18 protein-coding genes and 1 tRNA gene are annotated in these 19,104 nt (G+C 56.7%); 15 read left to right on the top strand and 4 right to left on the bottom strand.

Annotated features, from left to right (window positions below; all coding sequences use genetic code 11):
- Positions 1-169 precede the first annotated feature (169 nt).
- The 3 genes from crp (at position 170) to pyrF (ending at position 2,979) form a co-directional block, all read left to right on the top strand.
- On the top strand, positions 170-817 hold the full coding sequence (gene crp / locus ABMA60_RS05925; protein WP_108164509.1) for a cAMP-activated global transcriptional regulator CRP: 648 nt from the start codon (positions 170-172) through the stop codon (positions 815-817).
- A gap of 62 nt (positions 818-879) precedes the next feature.
- Positions 880-2,148, top strand: a complete 1,269-nt coding sequence (gene argA / locus ABMA60_RS05920; protein WP_392800086.1) for an amino-acid N-acetyltransferase — start codon at positions 880-882, stop codon at positions 2,146-2,148.
- 15 nt (positions 2,149-2,163) lie between these two features.
- Entirely contained in the window at positions 2,164-2,979 is an 816-nt protein-coding gene (gene pyrF, locus ABMA60_RS05915; RefSeq protein WP_392800083.1) for an orotidine-5'-phosphate decarboxylase, read from the top strand.
- On the opposite strand, the gene msrA is transcribed toward pyrF, so the two are convergent.
- Positions 2,976-3,596 carry a peptide-methionine (S)-S-oxide reductase MsrA gene (msrA, locus tag ABMA60_RS05910; protein ID WP_392800081.1) on the bottom strand — a complete coding sequence of 207 codons (621 nt, stop codon included), beginning with the start codon at positions 3,594-3,596 and terminating at the stop codon, positions 2,976-2,978. The genes pyrF and msrA overlap by 4 nt on opposite strands.
- 112 nt (positions 3,597-3,708) lie before the next feature.
- Here msrA and ABMA60_RS05905 point away from each other — a divergent pair, with 112 nt between their 5' ends.
- The 6 genes from ABMA60_RS05905 (at position 3,709) to oppF (ending at position 10,114) form a co-directional block, all read left to right on the top strand.
- Complete coding sequence (locus tag ABMA60_RS05905; RefSeq protein ID WP_392800079.1) at positions 3,709-4,098, top strand: PilZ domain-containing protein; 390 nt, start codon at positions 3,709-3,711, stop codon at positions 4,096-4,098.
- Between the two features lie 313 nt (positions 4,099-4,411).
- The gene (locus tag ABMA60_RS05900; protein WP_392800076.1) at positions 4,412-6,079 is read left to right on the top strand and encodes an ABC transporter substrate-binding protein; all 1,668 of its coding nucleotides are present in this window, start codon (positions 4,412-4,414) and stop codon (positions 6,077-6,079) included.
- 200 nt (positions 6,080-6,279) lie between these two features.
- The gene (gene oppB / locus ABMA60_RS05895; RefSeq protein WP_392800074.1) at positions 6,280-7,203 is read left to right on the top strand and encodes an oligopeptide ABC transporter permease OppB; all 924 of its coding nucleotides are present in this window, start codon (positions 6,280-6,282) and stop codon (positions 7,201-7,203) included.
- A gap of 12 nt (positions 7,204-7,215) precedes the next feature.
- Positions 7,216-8,142, top strand: a complete 927-nt coding sequence (locus ABMA60_RS05890; protein WP_392800072.1) for an ABC transporter permease subunit — start codon at positions 7,216-7,218, stop codon at positions 8,140-8,142.
- Positions 8,143-8,153: 11 nt separating this feature from the next.
- Entirely contained in the window at positions 8,154-9,125 is a 972-nt protein-coding gene (locus tag ABMA60_RS05885; RefSeq protein WP_392800069.1) for an oligopeptide/dipeptide ABC transporter ATP-binding protein, read from the top strand.
- On the top strand, positions 9,122-10,114 hold the full coding sequence (oppF, locus tag ABMA60_RS05880; protein WP_392800066.1) for a murein tripeptide/oligopeptide ABC transporter ATP binding protein OppF: 993 nt from the start codon (positions 9,122-9,124) through the stop codon (positions 10,112-10,114). The genes ABMA60_RS05885 and oppF overlap by 4 nt, the downstream gene beginning before the upstream one ends.
- Before the next feature lie 52 nt (positions 10,115-10,166).
- Here the strand turns inward: oppF and ABMA60_RS05875 are convergent, their stop codons facing one another.
- Positions 10,167-10,718 (bottom strand): hypothetical protein, encoded by a 552-nt coding sequence (locus ABMA60_RS05875; protein WP_392800063.1) that lies wholly within the window; start codon positions 10,716-10,718, stop codon positions 10,167-10,169.
- Between the two features lie 193 nt (positions 10,719-10,911).
- Here ABMA60_RS05875 and ilvD point away from each other — a divergent pair, with 193 nt between their 5' ends.
- The 6 genes from ilvD to ABMA60_RS05845 all read left to right on the top strand — a co-directional run bounded on the left by ilvD (position 10,912) and on the right by ABMA60_RS05845 (position 16,970).
- Positions 10,912-12,759: a dihydroxy-acid dehydratase gene (gene ilvD / locus ABMA60_RS05870; RefSeq protein WP_392800061.1), complete on the top strand. Its 1,848-nt coding sequence runs from the start codon at positions 10,912-10,914 to the stop codon at positions 12,757-12,759.
- A 35-nt stretch (positions 12,760-12,794) separates the two neighbouring features.
- Positions 12,795-13,835 (top strand): A/G-specific adenine glycosylase, encoded by a 1,041-nt coding sequence (gene mutY / locus ABMA60_RS05865; RefSeq protein WP_392800058.1) that lies wholly within the window; start codon positions 12,795-12,797, stop codon positions 13,833-13,835.
- Positions 13,836-13,853: 18 nt separating this feature from the next.
- Positions 13,854-14,123, top strand: a complete 270-nt coding sequence (locus tag ABMA60_RS05860; RefSeq protein WP_392800056.1) for an oxidative damage protection protein — start codon at positions 13,854-13,856, stop codon at positions 14,121-14,123.
- Positions 14,124-14,224: 101 nt separating this feature from the next.
- Positions 14,225-14,300 (top strand) — tRNA-Phe (locus ABMA60_RS05855).
- Between the two features lie 271 nt (positions 14,301-14,571).
- Complete coding sequence (locus tag ABMA60_RS05850) at positions 14,572-16,215, top strand: hypothetical protein (RefSeq protein ID WP_392800054.1); 1,644 nt, start codon at positions 14,572-14,574, stop codon at positions 16,213-16,215.
- Positions 16,215-16,970: an FkbM family methyltransferase gene (locus ABMA60_RS05845; protein WP_392800051.1), complete on the top strand. Its 756-nt coding sequence runs from the start codon at positions 16,215-16,217 to the stop codon at positions 16,968-16,970. Before ABMA60_RS05850 ends, ABMA60_RS05845 begins: the two co-directional genes overlap by 1 nt.
- A 169-nt stretch (positions 16,971-17,139) precedes the next feature.
- Here ABMA60_RS05845 and ABMA60_RS05840 read toward each other — a convergent pair whose 3' ends face one another.
- Together ABMA60_RS05840 and ABMA60_RS05835 are read right to left on the bottom strand one after the other, a co-directional pair.
- A complete protein-coding gene (locus ABMA60_RS05840; protein WP_392800048.1) occupies positions 17,140-17,940 on the bottom strand; it encodes a hypothetical protein in 801 nt (266 codons plus the stop codon).
- Positions 17,941-17,955: 15 nt separating this feature from the next.
- Positions 17,956-19,026, bottom strand: coding sequence for a glycosyltransferase family 4 protein (locus ABMA60_RS05835; protein WP_392800045.1), 1,071 nt, complete (start codon positions 19,024-19,026; stop codon positions 17,956-17,958).
- Between the last annotated feature and the right edge of the window lie 78 nt (positions 19,027-19,104).

Raw genomic sequence — 19,104 nt, 5'->3', positions numbered from 1 at the left:
AGGACCCTTCGCCCATAATGCCTTGACAAGGCACGTTAGATACCGTCACTTATTCTATTCCGCTTGGATCGGCCCGGTTCATAGGTAACAGCAGGCCCATCTTAAGGACAACAGGCCCCGGTCAGCATGCGGTCGCCCGGGCCATACGAAAACAGGAACGACTCGTACTATGGTCAAACAGCCACTGGAACATCCTCACCTCGATTATTTCCTGTCGCAATGTCACCGCCGACGTTATCCGTCAAAGACCACGCTGATCTATGCTGGCGACAAGAGCGACTCGCTTTTTTACATCATCAAAGGCACGGTTTCGGTCATCATCGAAGATGACGATGGCCGCGAGATGATCATGTCCTATCTCAATACCGGCGACTTTTTCGGTGAGTTGGGTCTGTTTGATTCTCTGGAAACACGCTCGGCCTGGGTTAAAACCAAAACCGAATGCGAAGTCGCTGAGATTTCCTATAACAAGTTCCGCGAAATCACCCATGACGACGCGCGCATTCTGTATTTTATTGGCGAACAGATGGCCAGCCGATTGCGAGCCACCACGCGCAAAGTCGGCGATCTGGCCTTTCTGGACGTCACCGGCCGGGTTGCCCGCACGCTGCTCGATCTGTGCCACCAGCCCGATGCCATGACCCATCCTGAAGGCATGCAGATCAAAATCACCCGCCAGGAAATCGGCCGTATCGTTGGCTGCTCACGCGAAATGGTCGGCCGGGTTTTGAAAAGTCTCGAAGAGCAGGGCCTGGTCAGCGTCAAGGGTAAAACCATGGTGGTGTTCGGTTCGCGCGAATTCTTCCAACAGCGTTAAGCAGGCTCCCTAGTCCTGGCTGAATTCGTTATCATGGGCCTCCACACAGGAGGCCACTTCCCTTGACCGATTTCGTCCGACTCTTCCGCAACAGTGCCCCTTACATTCATGCCTATCGCGGCAAGACTGCGGTCATCTGGTTACGTGGCAAGGTGTTGGATTCGGCCGCCATTCAGTCACTGGTTCCCGACCTTGCGCTGCTCAATAGCCTGGGCCTGAAATTGGTCATCGGCTTCGATGCCGAAGATGCGGATGGCGCACGGCTCGACAGCGAAGCGCAGATCGACGTCGCCACCATGGATGACATCCTGGCGCGAATTGGTCACTGGCGTTCACGCCTGGAAGCGCACTTCACCCAGGGATTATCCAACTCGCCGATGCACGGCGCCCGCATTCGCGTTATTGGCGGCAACTTTGTCACCGCCCGCCCGGCCGGCGTCGTCGATGGTTGTGATTTGCAGGCACAGGGGCGGGTTCGGCGCGTTGACCATCAAGCCATTCGCACGCACCTTGATCAGGGCCATATTGTGTTGTTACCGCCGCTGGGCTATTCGGTCACCGGCGAAGTTTTCTATCTGGCACCCGACCATTTGCTGGTCGAAACCGCACGCCGTCTGGATGCCGACAAGCTGGTCATCATTGGCGATGACCCGCTGCCCTTAACCGAACAACAAAAAGAACTGACCGCATTCGAGCTGGGTCAGTGTCTGCAACGGGCCGAGCCTAATCAAGCAGGCAGTCGCGAATTGCAGGCCGCCCTGGCTGCCAGCGATGCCGGCATCGGCCGCTGCCATGTCATCGACGGCAATCAGGATGGCGCCCTGCTCGCCGAACTCTTCACCCGCGATGGTGTCGGCACCCTGGTCGCACGCGATCGCTACGATACCTTCCGCGCCGCCCGCACTGACGATATCAACGGCATTCTGGCGTTGTTACAGCCGCTCGAAGAACGCGGCATTCTGGTTCGTCGTGACCGGGAAAAACTGGAAAATGAGATCGACCACTTTTACGTCAACGAGCGCGACGGCATGATCGTCGGCTGTGCAGCGCTCTACCCCATGATTGATAGCGACCCGGCGGTTGCAGAACTGGCCTGTGTCGCAGTGCATCCGGACTATCGCCAATCCGGTCGTGGCGATGCGTTGCTGGCGGCGCTGGAAAAGCGTGCCCGTCAGGCACGCATCGAACGACTCTTTGTGCTGACCACCCAAACCGCACACTGGTTTGCCGAACGCGGCTTTGAACCAGCCGAGGTTGGCGAACTGCCGCCAGGTCGGCAGCGGTTGTACAACTATCAGCGCAATTCAAAAGTCTACTTTAAAACGCTTTAAGCCATCGGATACCGCATGACATTTATCGAACAACTTAACGCTCGCTGGCAGGCCGGCACTCAACTGTGCGTCGGACTTGACCCCTTTAGAGAACGTTTTCCCGCCGCTGTGCAAGCGCAAGCCAATGCCATCGAGCAATTCAATAACGCCATCGTCGATGCGACGGCCGACCTGGTATGCGCCTTCAAACCCCAGTTTGCTCACCACGCCGCGGAAGCTGCGGAAGATCAGCTGAAATCGAGCATTGCTTATATAAAACAGCAGCATCCGGAGGTCCCGGTCATCCTCGATGCCAAACGCGGTGATATTGGCTCTACAGCGGCCATGTATGCCCGTGAAGCCTTTGAGCACTACGGCGCCGACGCGGTAACGGTCAATCCCTATATGGGCGCCGATACCGTGCTGCCTTTTGCCGAGCATCAGGACAAAGGGGTGATCGTGTTGTGCCGGACATCAAATCCGAGTGCCGCTGATTTCCAGGACCGATTAATCGATGGCGAACCGCTTTATATCCATGTCGCCCGCCAAGCTCAGGAGGTCTGGAACAAATACGGCAATCTGTGTCTGGTCGTCGGTGCAACCGCACCGCAAGAGATGGCGCGCATCCGCGCCGCAGCACCGGACTTACCCTTGCTGGTACCCGGCATCGGTGCTCAGGGTGGAGACTTGGAAGGTACTGTTCGTTATGGCCAGACGTCGCCAGGCCACGGCCTGATGATCAATGCATCGCGGTCGGTCATCTATGCCAGCGACGGTGACGATTTCGCCACCGCCGCCCGGCACGAAGCACAGACATTACGCGACCGGATCAATGCCCTGTCGGGGCGTTAAAGCGGACAGACGGCGCCGGTGCCTTTCAGGCCACAATAGCCCAGCGGATTCTTGTAGAGATATTGCTGGTGGTAGGTTTCCGCAAAATAGAAGGTCGGCTTGGGTGCCAGCTCCGTTGTGATCGGGCCTTTATCCAATCGATCCAATTCACTCTGGAACACCGCCTGCGTCTCTCGGGCCACCGCCAGCTGGGCTTCATCGCCGTAGACGGCTGAACGGTACTGGGTGCCGATATCGTTACCCTGACGCATTCCCTGAGTCGGATCGTGCGCTTCCCAGAACGACTTCAGTAATTTCTCCAGCGGCAATATCGCCGGATCGTAAACCACCCGAACAATCTCGGTATGGCCAGTACGGCCGGTGCAGACTTCATCGTAAGTCGGGTTAGGTGTTGCGCCACCGGCATAGCCGACAGCGGTATTGACCACGCCCGGCAACTGCCAGAAATGACGCTCAGCGCCCCAGAAACAGCCCATGGCCAGCAGGATTTCCTCGCACCCGTCCGGCATTTCACGCATATCTATGTCCAGAACCATATGCTGATAATCAACATCCAGCGGCTCAGAGCGGCCTGGCAGTATGTCTTCCGCCTTGGGTAATTGGGTGGATCGAGCCATGTCAATACTCCTGACAGTCGAAAAATGGGCTTCGCCAGACAAAGCTTGCCTCGCGTTGCGCCCTAGATGCACGCCAACTATAGTGTTTTCAATACCTTCAGAGGAAGTCTTGATGACTAAAGAACAACGCCGCTTCCAGCGCATCAGTTTCGATGCCCGAGTGAGTCTCGACTTCGGTGAAGTACAGTGCTCTGGCGTACTGCGCGATATCAGCCTTAAGGGTGCCCTGGTAATGCTGAATGAAGGCGCCGGTTATATCGAGACCGGCCAGACCGGCGAGCTCAAGGTTCGACTCGATCAGGGTGATGTCGAAATGCAGATGGAAATCAGCGTCGCCTATGTTCATCCACAACGACAAGCCTGCGGAGTCAGCATACTGTCCATGGATGTGGACACTGCTTCGCACCTGCGCCGACTGGTTGAAGTCAACCTTGGTGACGCTGAAGCGCTGCAACGCGAACTCAGCAAACTGATAGAAGCCATGGAAGCCGAATCCCAGTAAATCACGCACCAAAACCGGGCAAGAGGCCGAATCGAAGGTTATTTCTGTCCGAAAAAGGTGCTGATTTTCTTGCCCACATCATCGCCCATCGTCTGCAAAAAATCCGGTATAATGCAACCTGAAACCGATTCCGGATACGAATCGGCTCAGTGGTTGTAGAATATGAAAAACATCGTTGATGTTTTTGAAAAGATATGACACTTTCACTGCTTTCCATTGGACGGGTTGGCTTATTTGGCCAACCCGTTCTTGTTTCAATTGTCGGCCTTCATAAGAGGCTGGCAGTCGTCAGTCACCATAAAGAGGATCATCAATGAAACCCATCGCTGAACAGTGGCGACTGAGCCTGGCAGCTGCGGTAATCGCAGGTATTGCCCTGGCCGGTTGCTCAAGTGACGAAGAGTCCACCTCCGATACCGCCCAATCCAGCCCTGCCGCCACTCACCCGGTTACCGGTGAACCACTGGCTGCTGAACAAGTGTTCCGCTATCAGGCACTGGATGAAGTTTCTTCCTTCGACCCGCAAGTGGTTGAAGACGTTGACGGCTCCTATATCTCACGCGACCTTTTTGAAGGTCTGCTCAATGCCGACAAAGACGGCAACCCATCTCCTGGCGTTGCTGAGCGTTACGAATCCTCCAACAACAACCAGACCTGGACCTTCTATCTGCGCGATGACGCCAAATGGTCTGACGGCAAGCCGGTAACCGCCGGTGACTTCGTTTACGCCTGGCGTCGTGCGGTTGATCCGGAACTGGCCTCTCCTTACGCCTGGTATATGTCCCTGATGGCACTGGAAAACGTCGATGCCGTTCTCGAAGGCGACCTGCCGGGTGAAGAACTGGGCGTCACCGCCATCGACGACCAGACTCTGGAAGTCAACCTGGAGCGTCCGCTGCCTTACTTCCCGCAGATGGTCATGCACTCCACCACCTTCCCGTCACCGCAATGGGTGATCGACGAGTACGGTAACGAGTGGACTCGCCCGGGTAACCTGGTCGGCAACGGTGCTTTCACCCTGAGTGAATACGTTATTGGCGAGCGCACAGTACTGGAGCGCAACCCGGAATACTGGAACAACGACGAAAACCTGATTGATCGCGTAGAAGCCTACGTCATCAGCGACGAAAACCAGGGTCTGACCCGTTACCAAGCCGGCGAGATCGACAAGACGGATATCCCATCCGGTCAGTATCCGCGCCTGGAGCAGGAAACCCCGGAAGAAGCACATGCCGTTCCGGCCCTGTGTAACTACTACTACGTCTTCAACAACGAAGTTGCACCCTTCGATGACGTTCGCGTCCGTAAGGCGCTGTCTTATGCCATCGATCGTGACATCATCGTTGAGAACGTCACCCAAGGTGGCCAGTTCCCGGCTTACACTTTCACACCGGAACTGACCGCAGGCTTCACACCGCCGACCGTCGATTTCGCCACCATGACCCAGGAAGAGCGTGACACCGAAGCCAAGCGCCTGCTGGCTGAAGCCGGCTATGGCCCGGAAAACCCGCTGAGTTTCGAAATCCTGTTCAACACCTCTGAAAACCACCGTGGCATTGCCGTCGCTGTTGCCGCTATGTGGAACGAAAAACTGGGTGTTAACGCCACTCTGGCGAACCAGGAATGGCAGACTTTCCTGGAGACCCGTGGCAACGGCAACTTCGAAGTGGCCCGTGGCGCCTGGTGTGGTGACTACAACGAAGCGTCCACCTTCCTGGATCTGATGCAGTCCGAATCCGGTTACAACGACGCCAACTACGTTTCTGAAGAGTACGATCGCCTGTCTGCCGAAGCCAAAACCATGGCCGACCCGAGCGAAAACTACACTGAGATGGAACATCTGATCGCTGAAGACATGCCCAATGCTCCGGTTTATCACTACACCGAAGTATTCATGCTCAAGCCGTACGTTAAAGGCTGGCGCTATGACGACGTTCAACAGAACACTTACAGCCGCGAGCTGTACATCGTTGAACATTGATCGACTAGCGTTCTAAGTCCGGCACCGCCCTCGTGGCGGTGCCTTTCCTTATAAAGAAAGACCTTCCGCCACCTGATCCATGATTTAACCCTTGTTTGCATAGCTTTACGGCGCAGTCTCTGCGTATCCGAAGGAATGTTCGAAAGCTGGAGTAGGACTTTAGTAGAATAGGCGGCGTTTTTTTTCAGCAGGCTAACAGCATGATCAACTTCATCATCAGACGACTGGGTGTCGCTATACCGACACTGCTGGTCCTGATCGTCATTTCCTTCATCATGATGCACTCGGCGCCAGGCGGCCCGTTCAACAGCGAAAAGCCGTTACCGCCGGAAGTCATGGCCAATATCGAGGCCAAATACGGCCTGGATAGACCGCTTTACCAACAAATCGGCACTTATATCTACAATATCGTTACCGATTTTGATTTCGGCCCGTCCTATAAATTCAAGGACCGGACCGTCAACGACATGATCGAGAGCGGTTTCCCCGTCACCCTGACCTACGGCTTCTGGGCGTTTGTATTTGCCGTTGTACTGGGCATATCGCTTGGGGTCATTGCCGCACTCAAACACAACACCAAAGGTGACTATTTTGCCGTCGGTTTCGCCATCGTCGGTCAGGTGTTACCCAACTTCGTGATGGCACCGATTCTGGTGCTCGTCTTCACGCTGCAATTGGGCTGGTTGCCTGGTGGTGGTTGGCGCGGTGGACAGATTCAATACATCATCCTGCCGGTGATTGCCCTGGGCACCAGTTACCTGGCCAGCATCGCCCGCATCACCCGCTCCAGTATGCTCGAAGTGTTGAACGCCAACTACATCCGCACCGCTCGCGCCAAAGGTATGCCTTTCCGCCATATCCTGTTTCGGCATGCGCTGAAGCCGGCCATGTTGCCGGTGTTGTCGTATCTCGGCCCGACCTTTGTGTTAATGATCACCGGCTCGGTCATTATTGATGTGTATTTCACCACTGGCGGTATCGGCGCTTACTTCGTCAACGCAGCGCTCAACCGTGACTATTCGGTGATCATGGGCGTCACCATTTTGCTGGGCGCTCTGACCATTTTGTTCAACACCATCGTCGATATTCTCTACGCCTGGATCGACCCCAAGATTCGGCTCTGAGGGCTTTATTTCATGTTGTTACGTTCCAAAAAAACCGCAGCACTTGCGGAAAACCTGGCCAGTACCGAAATGGCCGGCCGCAGCCTGTGGAAAACCGCCATGTTGCGCTTCGCCCGCAACAAGGCCGCCATGTTCAGTCTGTTTTTGCTACTGGCTGTTTTCTTATTTGCCTATGTCGGCCCCGTTTTTGCGCAATGGGAATACGACAAGATCGATTGGGGTGCCATCGGTAACCCAACGGAAGCGGGTCGCCCTTCTATTGAGACCGGCCACTACTTTGGTACCGATAACGAAGGCCGCGACCTGTTCGCCCGAGTCGCATTAGGCAGTCAGATTTCGCTGATGGTCGGCATTATTGGCGCACTGATTGCGGTCATCATTGGCACTCTATATGGCGCCATCGCGGGTTATTTTGGTGGCCGCCTGGATAACGTCATGATGCGTTTTGTCGACATCATGATGTCCATCCCCTACATGTTCTTCCTGATTCTGCTGTTAGTCGCCTTCGGCCGCAGTATTACCTTGCTGTTCATTGGCATCGGCCTAATTTCCTGGATGGACATGGCGCGAATCGTACGCGGCCAGACGCTGTCACTGAAGAACAAGGAATTTATTGAGGCCGCCGTCGCCACCGGCCTGACCTCCATGACCATTGTGCGCCGTCATATCGTGCCCAACCTGATGGGCGTGGTGGTGGTTTTCGCCACCTTGCTGGTGCCCCAGATGATCCTGACCGAGTCGTTTATTTCCTTCCTCGGCTTAGGCGTACAGGAGCCCATGACGTCCTGGGGTGCACTGATCGATCAAGGTGCTGCCAACATGCGTTATGGCACGATCTGGCAACTGCTTTACCCGCTGGGTTTCTTTATCGCCACTTTGATCAGTCTGTTTTTTATCGGCGATGGGCTGCGTGACGCCCTCGATCCGAAAGACCGCTAAGGCAACGAATTATGAGTTTATTAACCGTGAACGACCTGAGCGTACGCTTCGATACTCTCGATGGCGAAGTGAGCGCGGTCAATGGCCTGAACTTTCATCTGGACGCCGGCGAAACACTGGCAATTGTGGGTGAATCCGGTTCGGGCAAAAGTCAGACAGCTTTTTCCATCATGGGTTTGTTGGCGCGCAATGGGCGCGCCGAAGGCAGCGTGCAGTTTGATGGCCGGGAAATTTTGAATCTGCCGGAGCCGGAACTGAACCACATCCGCGCCGACCAGATCAGCATGATCTTCCAGGACCCGATGACGTCGCTGAACCCCTTTATGAAAGTCAGCCAGCAGCTCACCGAGGTATTGCGTCATCATAAAGGCCTGTCGCAAAAAGAGTCGCTGGAAGAAGCCATTCGCATGCTCGATGCGGTGCGCATTCCCGAAGCGCGCAATCGCATTCATATGTACCCGCACGAATTCTCCGGCGGTATGCGTCAGCGCGTGATGATCGCCATGGCGCTGTTGCTGCGTCCGCGTTTGTTGATCGCTGACGAACCAACCACAGCTCTCGACGTGACCGTTCAGGCGCAGATCATGACGCTGCTCGCCGACCTGCAAAAAGAGTTCGGCACCGCCATCATGCTCATCACCCATGACCTGGGTGTGGTCGCCGGCGCCTGCAAACGCACCCTGGTGATGTACGGCGGTCGGGTTATGGAATATGGCGATACTGAGCAAGTGTTCGAAACGCCCAGTCATCCTTATACCCGCGGCCTGCTCAGGGCCATCCCCCGACTGGATCAGGATGGCGATGAGTTACTGACCATTCCCGGCAACCCACCGAACATGCTCGAGCTGCCCGCAGGCTGTCCGTTCCAGCCGCGCTGCCCCCATGCTGATGAACGTTGCGCCCGGGACATGCCGGCGCTGACCAGCCAGAACAGTCTGAACCGTGAACGTGCCTGCCACTTCGAACCGGAGGCCCTGCGATGAGCGAAGCGAAGCAAAAACTGCTGTCGGTCAAGGACCTGAAAGTCCAGTTCGACATCCACGCCAAGGGCGCCATGCCCTGGACCAAGCCGAAAAAACTGAAGGCGGTGAACAACGTTTCCTTCGATCTGTACGAAGGCGAAACCCTGGGCATCGTCGGTGAATCCGGCTGCGGTAAATCGACCCTGGCACGGGCGGTGATCCGCATGTTGCCGGTCGAAGCCGGTGAAATCGTCTGGCTCGGTCAGGACCTGGCACCGCTGAAAGATCGTCAAATGCGTCCACACCGCAAAGACATTCAGATGATCTTCCAGGACCCGCTGGCGTCGCTGAATCCACGGATGACCATCGGCCAGATCATCGCCGAACCGTTGCGCACTCATTATCCGAGCATGCCACAAGCGGAAGTACGGGAAAAAGTGCAGGAGATGATGAAAACCGTTGGCCTGCTGCCCAACCAGGTGAACCGTTATCCGCACGAATTTTCCGGTGGTCAGTGCCAGCGCATCGGCATCGCCCGGGCGTTAATTCTGAAGCCCAAGCTGATCATCTGTGATGAACCGGTGTCGGCCCTGGATGTGTCCATCCAGGCGCAGGTCGTCAATCTGCTGATGGAACTGCAGAAAAAGATGGGTCTGTCACTGATCTTCATCGCGCACGATCTGAGTGTGGTCAAACACATCTCCACGCGCATCATGGTGCTCTATCTGGGTAATGTTATGGAACTGGCTGACGCTAAGGATATCTACCATCAACCGCGTCACCCCTACACCCAGGCATTGATCTCCGCGGTTCCAATTCCGGATCCGAAGATCGAACGCAACAAGGACATCATTCTGATCGAAGGTGATCTACCGTCACCCATCAATCCGCCGTCCGGTTGTGTGTTCCGCACCCGCTGCCCGAAAGCCCAGGCAAAGTGTGCCGATCAAGTACCGACGTTGGAAAATGCCTCGGGTAATCACCAAGTGGCTTGTCATTTTCACGACTGACAGACCGAAAAAAACCGCACCTTGAGTGCGGTTTTTTTTATTCACAACCCCGTCAGAAATTCAGCGGAAACTCAAGGCCAACATTGAACGAAGACGCATCGAATTCCTCGTCGTCCGTTTCGTAAGTCTGCTGCGAATAGCCCAGGGTAATAAAACGCCACCCCGCTTTAAGATTCATACCAATAGTGGTGTCGTAATCATCATCGCGGTCATAGCCTACGCCACTGGCCGAATAGCTGGCGCCCAGATGTTTAACAGCGCCTAGCTCGGCAAAAAGACCATTGTTCAATGAATAGCGTAAGCCCACTTCCAGAGGCCAGGCGATCTTAGTCACATCAACATTTTCAGCCTGAGAAGTGGAGAACTTAAAACCGAAAGTGGAGCGAAGCTGGGTGTTTTCCAGCGGCAAATCCAACAGCACACCACCATTAAAAACCAGTCCATTGCCGGCCTTGATGTCCTGATCAGAACCATCTTCATAGTTAATGGTTTGAATGGTGTCGCCACCAAACTGAGCGTCCAGACCGAACACCGGCGTTACTGACCATTCTTCTGCCGATGCCAACAATGGAGCCACGAGGAGTAATACCGTCCAGACCTTCATCGCTATTACCTATCTGACCATAAGAATGGCTACATTTATCGGCTTTTAGCGGCCTGTTCAATCCAAAGCCCAAAGTCTGAAACAATCCATTGGCAATATTGCACTGTGTATCGGGTGACCCTTCAGTACAATGGCGCCACTAGAAATCACCGGACGGCGTCCGTGCCCCGCCCGACCAATGCAGGAAAACACCATGCCTGAGTATCGCTCGAAAACGTCCACTGCCGGCCGCAATATGGCCGGCGCCCGCGCGCTGTGGCGCGCCACCGGTATGAAAGACGACGACTTCCATAAGCCGATCATCGCCGTCGCCAATTCTTTTACCCAGTTCGTACCCGGTCATGTTCACCTTAAAGATCTCGGCCAATTGGTGTGCCGGGAAATCGAAGCGGCCGGTGGCGTCGCCAAAGAATTCAACACCATCGCTGTAGATGATGGCATCGCCATGGGTCACGACGGCATGCTCTACAGTCTGCCGTCTCGCGAAGTCATTTCTGACGCCGTGGAATATATGGTCAATGCGCACTGCGCCGATGCGCTGGTGTGCATCTCCAACTGCGACAAAATCACCCCAGGAATGCTCAACGCCGCCATGCGCCTGAATATTCCGGTGATCTTCGTTTCTGGTGGCCCGATGGAAGCTGGCAAAACCAAATTGGCCGATCATGGTCTGGATCTGGTTGATGCCATGGTCATCGCCGCCGATCCCAACGCCGATGACGAACTGGTCGACGAATACGAACGTTCCGCCTGCCCGACCTGCGGTTCCTGCTCGGGCATGTTCACCGCCAACTCGATGAACTGCCTGACCGAAGCCATCGGTCTGTCTCTGCCCGGCAACGGCAGCACTTTAGCTACTCACTCCGACCGCCGCCGTCTGTTCGTCGAAGCCGGCCAACGCATCGTTGGTCTGGCCAAGCGCTACTACGAAGAGAACGACGACAGCGTGTTGCCGCGCTCCATCGCCAGCTTCAAGGCGTTCGAAAATGCCATGGCACTGGATATCTCCATGGGCGGCTCCACCAACACCATCCTGCACTTGTTAGCAGCCGCTCAGGAAGGCGAAGTCGATTTCACGCTGAGCGATATCGACCGGATGTCCCGCAAGATTCCTCAGTTGTGCAAAGTAGCGCCCAATAACCCGAATTATCATATGGAAGATGTGCACCGTGCTGGCGGCATCTACGCCATCCTCGGCGAACTGGACCGCGCCGGCCTGCTGCACACCGACCTGCCAACGGTGCATTCCAAAACCTTGAAAGAAGGTCTCGACCAGTGGGACATCATGCGCACCGACGATTCCGCCGTTAAGGAATTTTTCCGCGCCGGTCCAGCTGGCATTCCAACCCAGGAAGCCTTCAGTCAATCGACCCGTTGGCCAACACTCGATGGTGACCGCAAAAATGGTTGCATCCGTTCGCTCGAACACGCCTACAGCAGCGAGGGTGGCCTGGCGGTGCTCTACGGTAACCTGGCCGAAAATGGCTGCGTGGTAAAAACCGCCGGCGTTGACGACAGTATCCTCAAGTTCACCGGCAAGGCGCGCATCTTCGAAAGCCAGGACGCTGCCGTTGAGGGCATCCTGGGCGACAGGGTCAAAGAAGGCGATGTCGTCGTTATCCGCTACGAAGGCCCCAAAGGTGGTCCGGGTATGCAGGAAATGCTCTACCCGACCAGCTACCTGAAATCCAAAGGCCTGGGCAAAGCCTGCGCCTTGCTGACCGACGGCCGTTTCTCCGGCGGCACCTCAGGCCTGTCGATCGGCCACGTTTCTCCCGAAGCCGCGGCCGGCGGTAATATCGCGCTGGTCCAGGAAGGCGATGACATCGTCATCGATATTCCGGGACGCTCCATTCGCATCGACATCAGCGATGACGAACTGGCTGCCCGCCGCACCGAGATGTCGTCCCGCGGCGCAGCTGCCTGGAAACCGGCCGCACCGCGCAAGCGTAAGGTTACCACCGCCTTAAAAGCCTATGCCTTGCTGGCCACCAGCGCCGATAAAGGTGGCGTTCGCGATGTCGAGATGTTGGGTGACTAAAGGCCAAACGCAGAACGGAAGACGGGAAACGTTAGATGCATATTGAAGCCGACTGGTTTCAACAGCGGGTGCTGAACTGGTACGACCAATACGGTCGTAAAACCTTGCCGTGGCAGCAGAACAAGACGCCTTATCGCGTCTGGATCTCCGAGATCATGCTGCAGCAAACCCAGGTCAGCACCGTCATTCCCTACTTCGAGCGTTTTATGGCGCGCTTCCCGACCGTGCACGACCTGGCAGCGGCCGATACCGACGAAGTGCTGCATCTATGGACCGGTCTCGGCTACTACGCTCGCGCCCGCAACCTGCACAAGGCCGCCCGCCAACTGGTCGAACAGTTCAATGGCGAGTTTCCGGCCAGCGTCGAGGCCGTCGCCGAATTGCCCGGCATTGGCCGCTCTACTGCCGGCGCCATTCTCAGCCTGAGTCGCGGTGTGCACGCGGCTATTCTCGATGGCAACGTCAAGCGGGTACTGGCGCGCTTTTTTGCGCTCGAGGGTTGGACCGGGACCACCGCCAACCTCAAACAACTGTGGCAGTGGAGCGAGTCCCTGACACCAGCCAAACGCGTCGCCGATTTCAATCAGGTGATGATGGATCTGGGCGCCATGGTGTGTGTGCGCTCACGTCCGCTGTGCGATGCCTGCCCGGTGCAGAGCGAATGTCGCGCCTACGCCGAAGGCCGCACCGCCGAACTGCCGGCCTCCAAACCCAAAAAAGAAAAACCGGTGCGTGACGCCTGGATGCTGATCCTGCAAGCGCCGGACGGCCGAGTACAGTTGGTTAAACGCCCTGACAGCGGCATTTGGGGTGGACTGCATGCCTTCCCTCAATTTGACAGTCGTGATGCCGCCGAACAGCAACTGGCACTCAGTGGTATCAATGATCCGGCTGAAGACTGGAGCAGTTTTCGTCATACCTTCAGCCACTATCACCTCAACATTCACCCGCTGTTCGTGCCGCTGCGCAGCACACCACCGGCTGTTTCCGAACACGCCCTCTGGTACCATCCGGGGCTCGCCGAGCAAGTGGGCCTGAGTGCCCCGGTCAAAGCGCTGCTCGAACGACTGTTCTAAACCGGATGGATCTTTTTCATGACCCGCACCGTCTTTTGCCGCAAATACCAACAGGAACTCGAAGGCCTGGATAAGCCGCCCTACCCCGGCCCTCAAGGTCAGGATATCTTTGAGCATGTTTCCAAACGCGCCTGGACTGAATGGCAGGAACACCAGACCCGTCTGATCAATGAAAAGCACCTGGTAATGACCGACCCGGACGCACGTAAATACCTCAAAGAACAAATGCAGAAGTTCCTCAGCGGCGGTGACTTCGATCAGGCTGAAGGCTACGTACCAGAAACGTGATTGAAGGGGAATCTTTAAAAAAATCAAAGATTTATATTGAAAACGCTTGACCCCTTATAGCAAATTCCGTTTAATACGCCCCGTTCGTTTCGACGGACATTGCCCAGATAGCTCAGTCGGTAGAGCAGGGGATTGAAAATCCCCGTGTCGGTGGTTCGATTCCGCCTCTGGGCACCACCTAATTCCACAAAGAAGCCTCGCAGACGCGGGGCTTTTTTGTGCCTGACGCTCCGCAAAATCGAACCAGCTTTCTACCTCGGTGGTTCGATGGATCAGCGCCTTCCTACTATTAAATAAGTGAATCCTTACCCGACAGTCCCTCAATATGGCTAACTGTTCCGAGCAATCCGACCCGTGTCGCTTTTGGATTATCAGTACTCTGGGTTAGTCTGCGCGATTACTCGACACATCCTCTTCTACCATCTGTTACTAAATATGAGACCTGTAGATGCCTCATCACCCAGTTATCCGGCACTTGATCACTGTCATGGCCTTTGTTGGCCTCTTTGTCGCCCTCTCCCTGCCTAACCGGCTGGTCTGGATTACACCGTCCGCCTTTCTGTTTTTTCCGTTGGAATTGCTGGTTATCGGTTTTCTGCTGCTGATTCCCGGCTTAGCCGGCCGTAGCGTCCATGCTCTGCTGGCGGTGATGCTCGGCTTGGGTTTATTGCTGCGCGGCACCGACCTGGTCACCCACGAAATTTTTGCGCGCCGCTTTAATCCGGTTTTCGACAGCCACCTGCTGGCCGACGCCAGCCGCCTGCTGAGCGGGGTGCTGGGCAGCCTGGCGTCGGTACTGGTTGTGCTGGGGCTGGTATTGGTCATCGCCCTGGTGTGTTGGCTGGCGTACGTGATGCTCGGGCGTATTCAACGCACTCTGCAATCTGCGCCACGGCTGTCCGCTGTAACGCTGCTGGCGCTGTTGCTGGTCTGGGGCGGGCTGAAAGCAGCAGGCTGGTCGCGGGCCGATACCTTTGCCTGGGATCAACTGGTCGCCCACGGTCGCGATACTCTTCACAGCCTTCAGGATATACAGGAATTTAATGCCACGGTCGGTGATGATGCCGCAACCGAGTTGCCCGCCGATGGCTTGTTTTCACGACTGGCAGGCAAGGATGTCTACATCGTCTTCGCCGAGTCCTACGGGCGGGTGCTGTTAGAGCAAGACCCTTTCCGGGAGTCGATTACCGAAAAATTGAGCTGGGCGGAAAATACGTTGGAAGCCGAGGGCCTGCAGATGCGCAGCGCCTTCCTGACGTCACCGACGGTGGGTGGACTGAGCTGGCTGGCCCATGGGACGCTGCTCTCTGGTGCCTGGATCGACAGTGAAAACCGCTACAACAGCCTGATGCTCAGCGAGCGGCTTACGCTGAATCGGCTGTTTCATAAAGCCGGCTGGCGCACCGTGGCGGGGATGCCGGCGATCAGCCTGGCTTGGCCCGAAGGCGCTTATTTCGGCTACGACCAGATCTACAATGCGCATAATTTCGGCTACGAAGGACTGCCCTTCAACTGGGTGACCATGCCCGATCAGTACGTCTGGTCGGCTTTGCAGGCGCGCGAGCGCAGCGGGCAAAAGCGGCAACCGGTCATGGCTGAAGTGGCGATGATTTCATCACACGCGCCCTGGACACCCAACGCCCATCTGGTGCCCTGGGATCAGGTCGGCAACGGCACCATCTTTAACGACCAAGCCCAGGCCGGGCCTACTCCGGAAGAAGTGTGGAGCGATGTCACGACGATTCGCCAGTATTACCGCCAGTCGATCGAATACATGCTGGAGGCGCTGGTGTCCTACCTGCGGGAATACGGCGACGACAATCTGGTGGTGCTGATACTGGGCGATCACCAGGCTGCACCGATGATAACCGGCGACCCCGACAACAGAGACGTTCCGGTGCATCTGATTGCCCGCGACCCGGCGGTGATCGAAGCGATCGAAAGCTGGCATTGGCAACCCGGCCTGATGCTGGAGGCAGACGCTCCAGTCTGGCGAATGGATGAGGTTCGCGACCGCTTTGTCGAGGCATTTTCCGAACCCGACACCTTTTCCGAATCTGACCAGTATTCCGAACTCAAGGAGCCCAACTGATGGCACACCCAAGTTGGCGGGAACGCCTCGGTCTGTGGCGTTCACTGCTGATGTACTACGGCATTCCCGGGCGACAGTCACGCCTGCGGCGCTGTTACGGCCAGTTTATTCGCCCCGGTGATTTGTGTTTCGAAATTGGCGCTCACGTCGGCAATCGGTTGCTGGCCTGGCGCGCTCTGGACGCCCAAATTGTGGCCCTGGAACCTCAGCCTTTGCTGATGCAAACCCTGCGACAACGCTACGGCACCGATGCCAAGATCACCCTGGTCGAAGAAGCCGTTGGCGCAGAACCGGGCGAGGCCACGCTGTTCATCAGCACGCGCACGCCTACGGTCACCACGCTATCGAAGGAATGGATTTCCCAGGTGCAACAGGATGCTTCGTTTCAGTCGGTACGTTGGGATCGCGAAGTGACGGTTCCGGTCACCACGCTCGATGCGCTGATCGAGCGTCACGGCGAGCCACGGTTTTGCAAAATCGATGTCGAAGGCTTTGAACTGGCGGTTTTACAGGGGTTATCACGACCGCTGGCGGCGCTGTCGTTCGAGTACATCCCGGCCAGCATGGACAATGCGCTGGCCTGTATCGATCGCTTGGAAGCATTGGGGAACTACCAGTACAACCTGGCCCCCGGCGAAAGCCACCGCCTGCAGTTCGAGCAATGGCTGACCCCGGTGGAGATGAAACGCCATTTGGCAGCAACCCACGAAGGCAGCGGCGATGTGTATGCCAGACGGCTGGGTTCATTTTCTTAACCCTGTTTCAGTGGCATTTGTCCGCATCGGCGAACCGGGGTGCTCCTGTGGGGTCGGCGTAGATCCTTCCATGGAGCCTAGACCGCAGCATCCATGCTGCGGACTCCCCCACAGGAGCACCCCAGGCCACCGCCGCTGGTCTGTTGAGCCCAGGCCGTGTTTAAAGTTCTCAAACCGGTAAGGCTAAAACGTCTGTGTGCCCAACGCTGCAAGTACCCGTAGCAGCCTTAGCGTGGCGAAACTGCACCCAGTCTGCCAGCGCGCTGGCGTCGATGTCCGGGTGATCGGCAACCGCCGCGGCTATGCCGGTGATTAGCTCAGCCACCATCGCTTGATCGGCACCGTCCAGCACCCAAGGGCTGTTGGCGGAATAGACGTTGAAGCCAGCTTGAGAAAACAAACGCTGCAAAACGGCACCGGAGTCTGGCCCCAGCGCCAGGCCAAAGCCCTTGTCGGTGCGCTGATCCTGATTAAAAGCTGCCAGTACAGCGTCATCCAGCGGGTGTTGTGGTGTCCACTGGGTGGTGCCGTCGTAATTCAGAGCGGCATAAAGGCCCAATGGCTGTTGCTGGCTTTGGGCTTTCAGCTTTGTAGCGAGCGTATCGAGAAAGTCCTCGGACACCAGATCGAACAACGCCGAGGCGGTGACCAGACCAGCGCCCTGGAGCGGCAGTGATGTCAACGCCGCCAGATCCGCTTTACAGGGCTCTATGCGGTGCGTCTGGCCATGCCGGCGTTGCGCTTCCGCGAGCAAGGTCACATCGTTATCGACCAGGCGCCAGGTCAGCGATGACTGGTTCGGCGAGCTGAGCTGTCGCAAGGTGGACCCGGTACCGGCGCCCAAATCAACCACCACCGGGCTTTCAACCAGTTCCAACCACCGTATTGCCTGATCCTTCAGGCCTTTGTCGCGGGCACGTCGGTCTGCGGCTTCGCGCAGATCGAGCCAGTCGATACTGAATCCACTCATGGTTGAGGCATTTCCTTATGGGTGTATGGATTGGATAAGGCGAACCACCTGACCGGCGGTATCGGCCCAAGTGGGTAAGTTAGCGGCCGCGTTACGGGCGCCAGCCTGCAGTTGGCGGTGCAGGTCTTTTTCGGTCAGCAAGGTACGCAGCGCATCTGTTAGCGCGGCTGTGTCGTCAGGTAGTACCAGCAGACCAGCGGATTCAGGCACGACATCCGGTACCGCACCGGCCCGGGCAGCGATAACCGGCAGGCCCGCAGCCAGCGCTTCGGCGAAGACCATGCCGTAGCCTTCGAACCTAGAGGGCAACACGAAGAGGTCGGCATTGTGGAACTCGGCCTTCAGGTCATCGATTGCGCCCACCAGTTGGATGCGCTCCTGCAGTTGCAGCCGATTTATCTGCTGCTGCAAGGCGTCGCTCCAGTCGGGGTCGAAGTCTTTGCCACCGACAAAACGAGCCTGCCAGGGCAGATCGGCCAGAGGCGACAGCGCATCGATAAGCACATCGTGTGCTTTGCGCCGGGTCAGGGTAGCGACGGTCAGCAACTGCATAGGCGACCCGATGCACGGAGCAAAGGGTGTTGGATCAGTGCCGGGCTGCGCGACCACCACCTTTTCCGGTGGCATAGCGAACTGGTCGATCAGAATCTGTCGGGTGTGCTCGCTGGTGACCAGCGTAGAGCGAACGGTGTACAATGCGCGTTGCTCCGATGCCTGAAAACGCTGTTGCTGTGCCGGGTCCAAACCCGATTCCAGCGCCAGCGGATGATGGCATAAAGCGATGATGCGAAGACGTTGTGCTTCGGCTTCAGCAAGCTGATCCAGCGTGCCGAAGGCGAGACCATCGAAAATCACGACAGCACCATCTGGCACCGCCACCAGTTTCTGGCGAGCATCTTCCAGCGCCTGGTCATCCGGGAAGGGAAATTGGCTGGAAAGAGCAATCGTTTGGACTTCTAAGCCCAGTTGCCGCAACTCGCGGATCAACCGGCGATCGTAGCGATAACCGCCTGTCGGCGTCGCCAGGTCACCGGGGAAAACAAAATACAAGGTGGTGAAGTTCAACAGAGTTGTGATCCGTTCCAAACAGGGGGGTCGTAACTTATTGAATAGTGTCCGGGCATGAAACAGCTAGCCGCCCAGGCATACAAGGATCGTTATACC

Source organism: Saccharospirillum sp. HFRX-2 (assembly GCF_043196805.1).
GTDB lineage: Bacteria > Pseudomonadota > Gammaproteobacteria > Pseudomonadales > Natronospirillaceae > Saccharospirillum.
This window is presented reverse-complemented; position numbering and strand designations above follow the sequence as displayed.

What these genes read in the sequence shown, in the direction of transcription:
- oppB (WP_392800074.1), top strand. Translation starts at nt 6,280, where the DNA reads ATGATCAACTTCATCATCAGACGACTGGGTGTCGCTATACCGACACTG.
- oppF (WP_392800066.1), top strand. Translation starts at nt 9,122, where the DNA reads ATGAGCGAAGCGAAGCAAAAACTGCTGTCGGTCAAGGACCTGAAAGTC.
- ABMA60_RS05905 (WP_392800079.1), top strand. Translation starts at nt 3,709, where the DNA reads ATGACTAAAGAACAACGCCGCTTCCAGCGCATCAGTTTCGATGCCCGA.
- ABMA60_RS05890 (WP_392800072.1), top strand. Translation starts at nt 7,216, where the DNA reads ATGTTGTTACGTTCCAAAAAAACCGCAGCACTTGCGGAAAACCTGGCC.
- msrA (WP_392800081.1), bottom strand. Translation starts at nt 3,596, where the DNA reads ATGGCTCGATCCACCCAATTACCCAAGGCGGAAGACATACTGCCAGGC.
- ABMA60_RS05885 (WP_392800069.1), top strand. Translation starts at nt 8,154, where the DNA reads ATGAGTTTATTAACCGTGAACGACCTGAGCGTACGCTTCGATACTCTC.
- pyrF (WP_392800083.1), top strand. Translation starts at nt 2,164, where the DNA reads ATGACATTTATCGAACAACTTAACGCTCGCTGGCAGGCCGGCACTCAA.
- ABMA60_RS05850 (WP_392800054.1), top strand. Translation starts at nt 14,572, where the DNA reads ATGCCTCATCACCCAGTTATCCGGCACTTGATCACTGTCATGGCCTTT.
- ABMA60_RS05860 (WP_392800056.1), top strand. Translation starts at nt 13,854, where the DNA reads ATGACCCGCACCGTCTTTTGCCGCAAATACCAACAGGAACTCGAAGGC.
- ABMA60_RS05900 (WP_392800076.1), top strand. Translation starts at nt 4,412, where the DNA reads ATGAAACCCATCGCTGAACAGTGGCGACTGAGCCTGGCAGCTGCGGTA.
- ilvD (WP_392800061.1), top strand. Translation starts at nt 10,912, where the DNA reads ATGCCTGAGTATCGCTCGAAAACGTCCACTGCCGGCCGCAATATGGCC.
- ABMA60_RS05875 (WP_392800063.1), bottom strand. Translation starts at nt 10,718, where the DNA reads ATGAAGGTCTGGACGGTATTACTCCTCGTGGCTCCATTGTTGGCATCG.
- ABMA60_RS05845 (WP_392800051.1), top strand. Translation starts at nt 16,215, where the DNA reads ATGGCACACCCAAGTTGGCGGGAACGCCTCGGTCTGTGGCGTTCACTG.
- mutY (WP_392800058.1), top strand. Translation starts at nt 12,795, where the DNA reads ATGCATATTGAAGCCGACTGGTTTCAACAGCGGGTGCTGAACTGGTAC.
- ABMA60_RS05840 (WP_392800048.1), bottom strand. Translation starts at nt 17,940, where the DNA reads ATGAGTGGATTCAGTATCGACTGGCTCGATCTGCGCGAAGCCGCAGAC.
- crp (WP_108164509.1), top strand. Translation starts at nt 170, where the DNA reads ATGGTCAAACAGCCACTGGAACATCCTCACCTCGATTATTTCCTGTCG.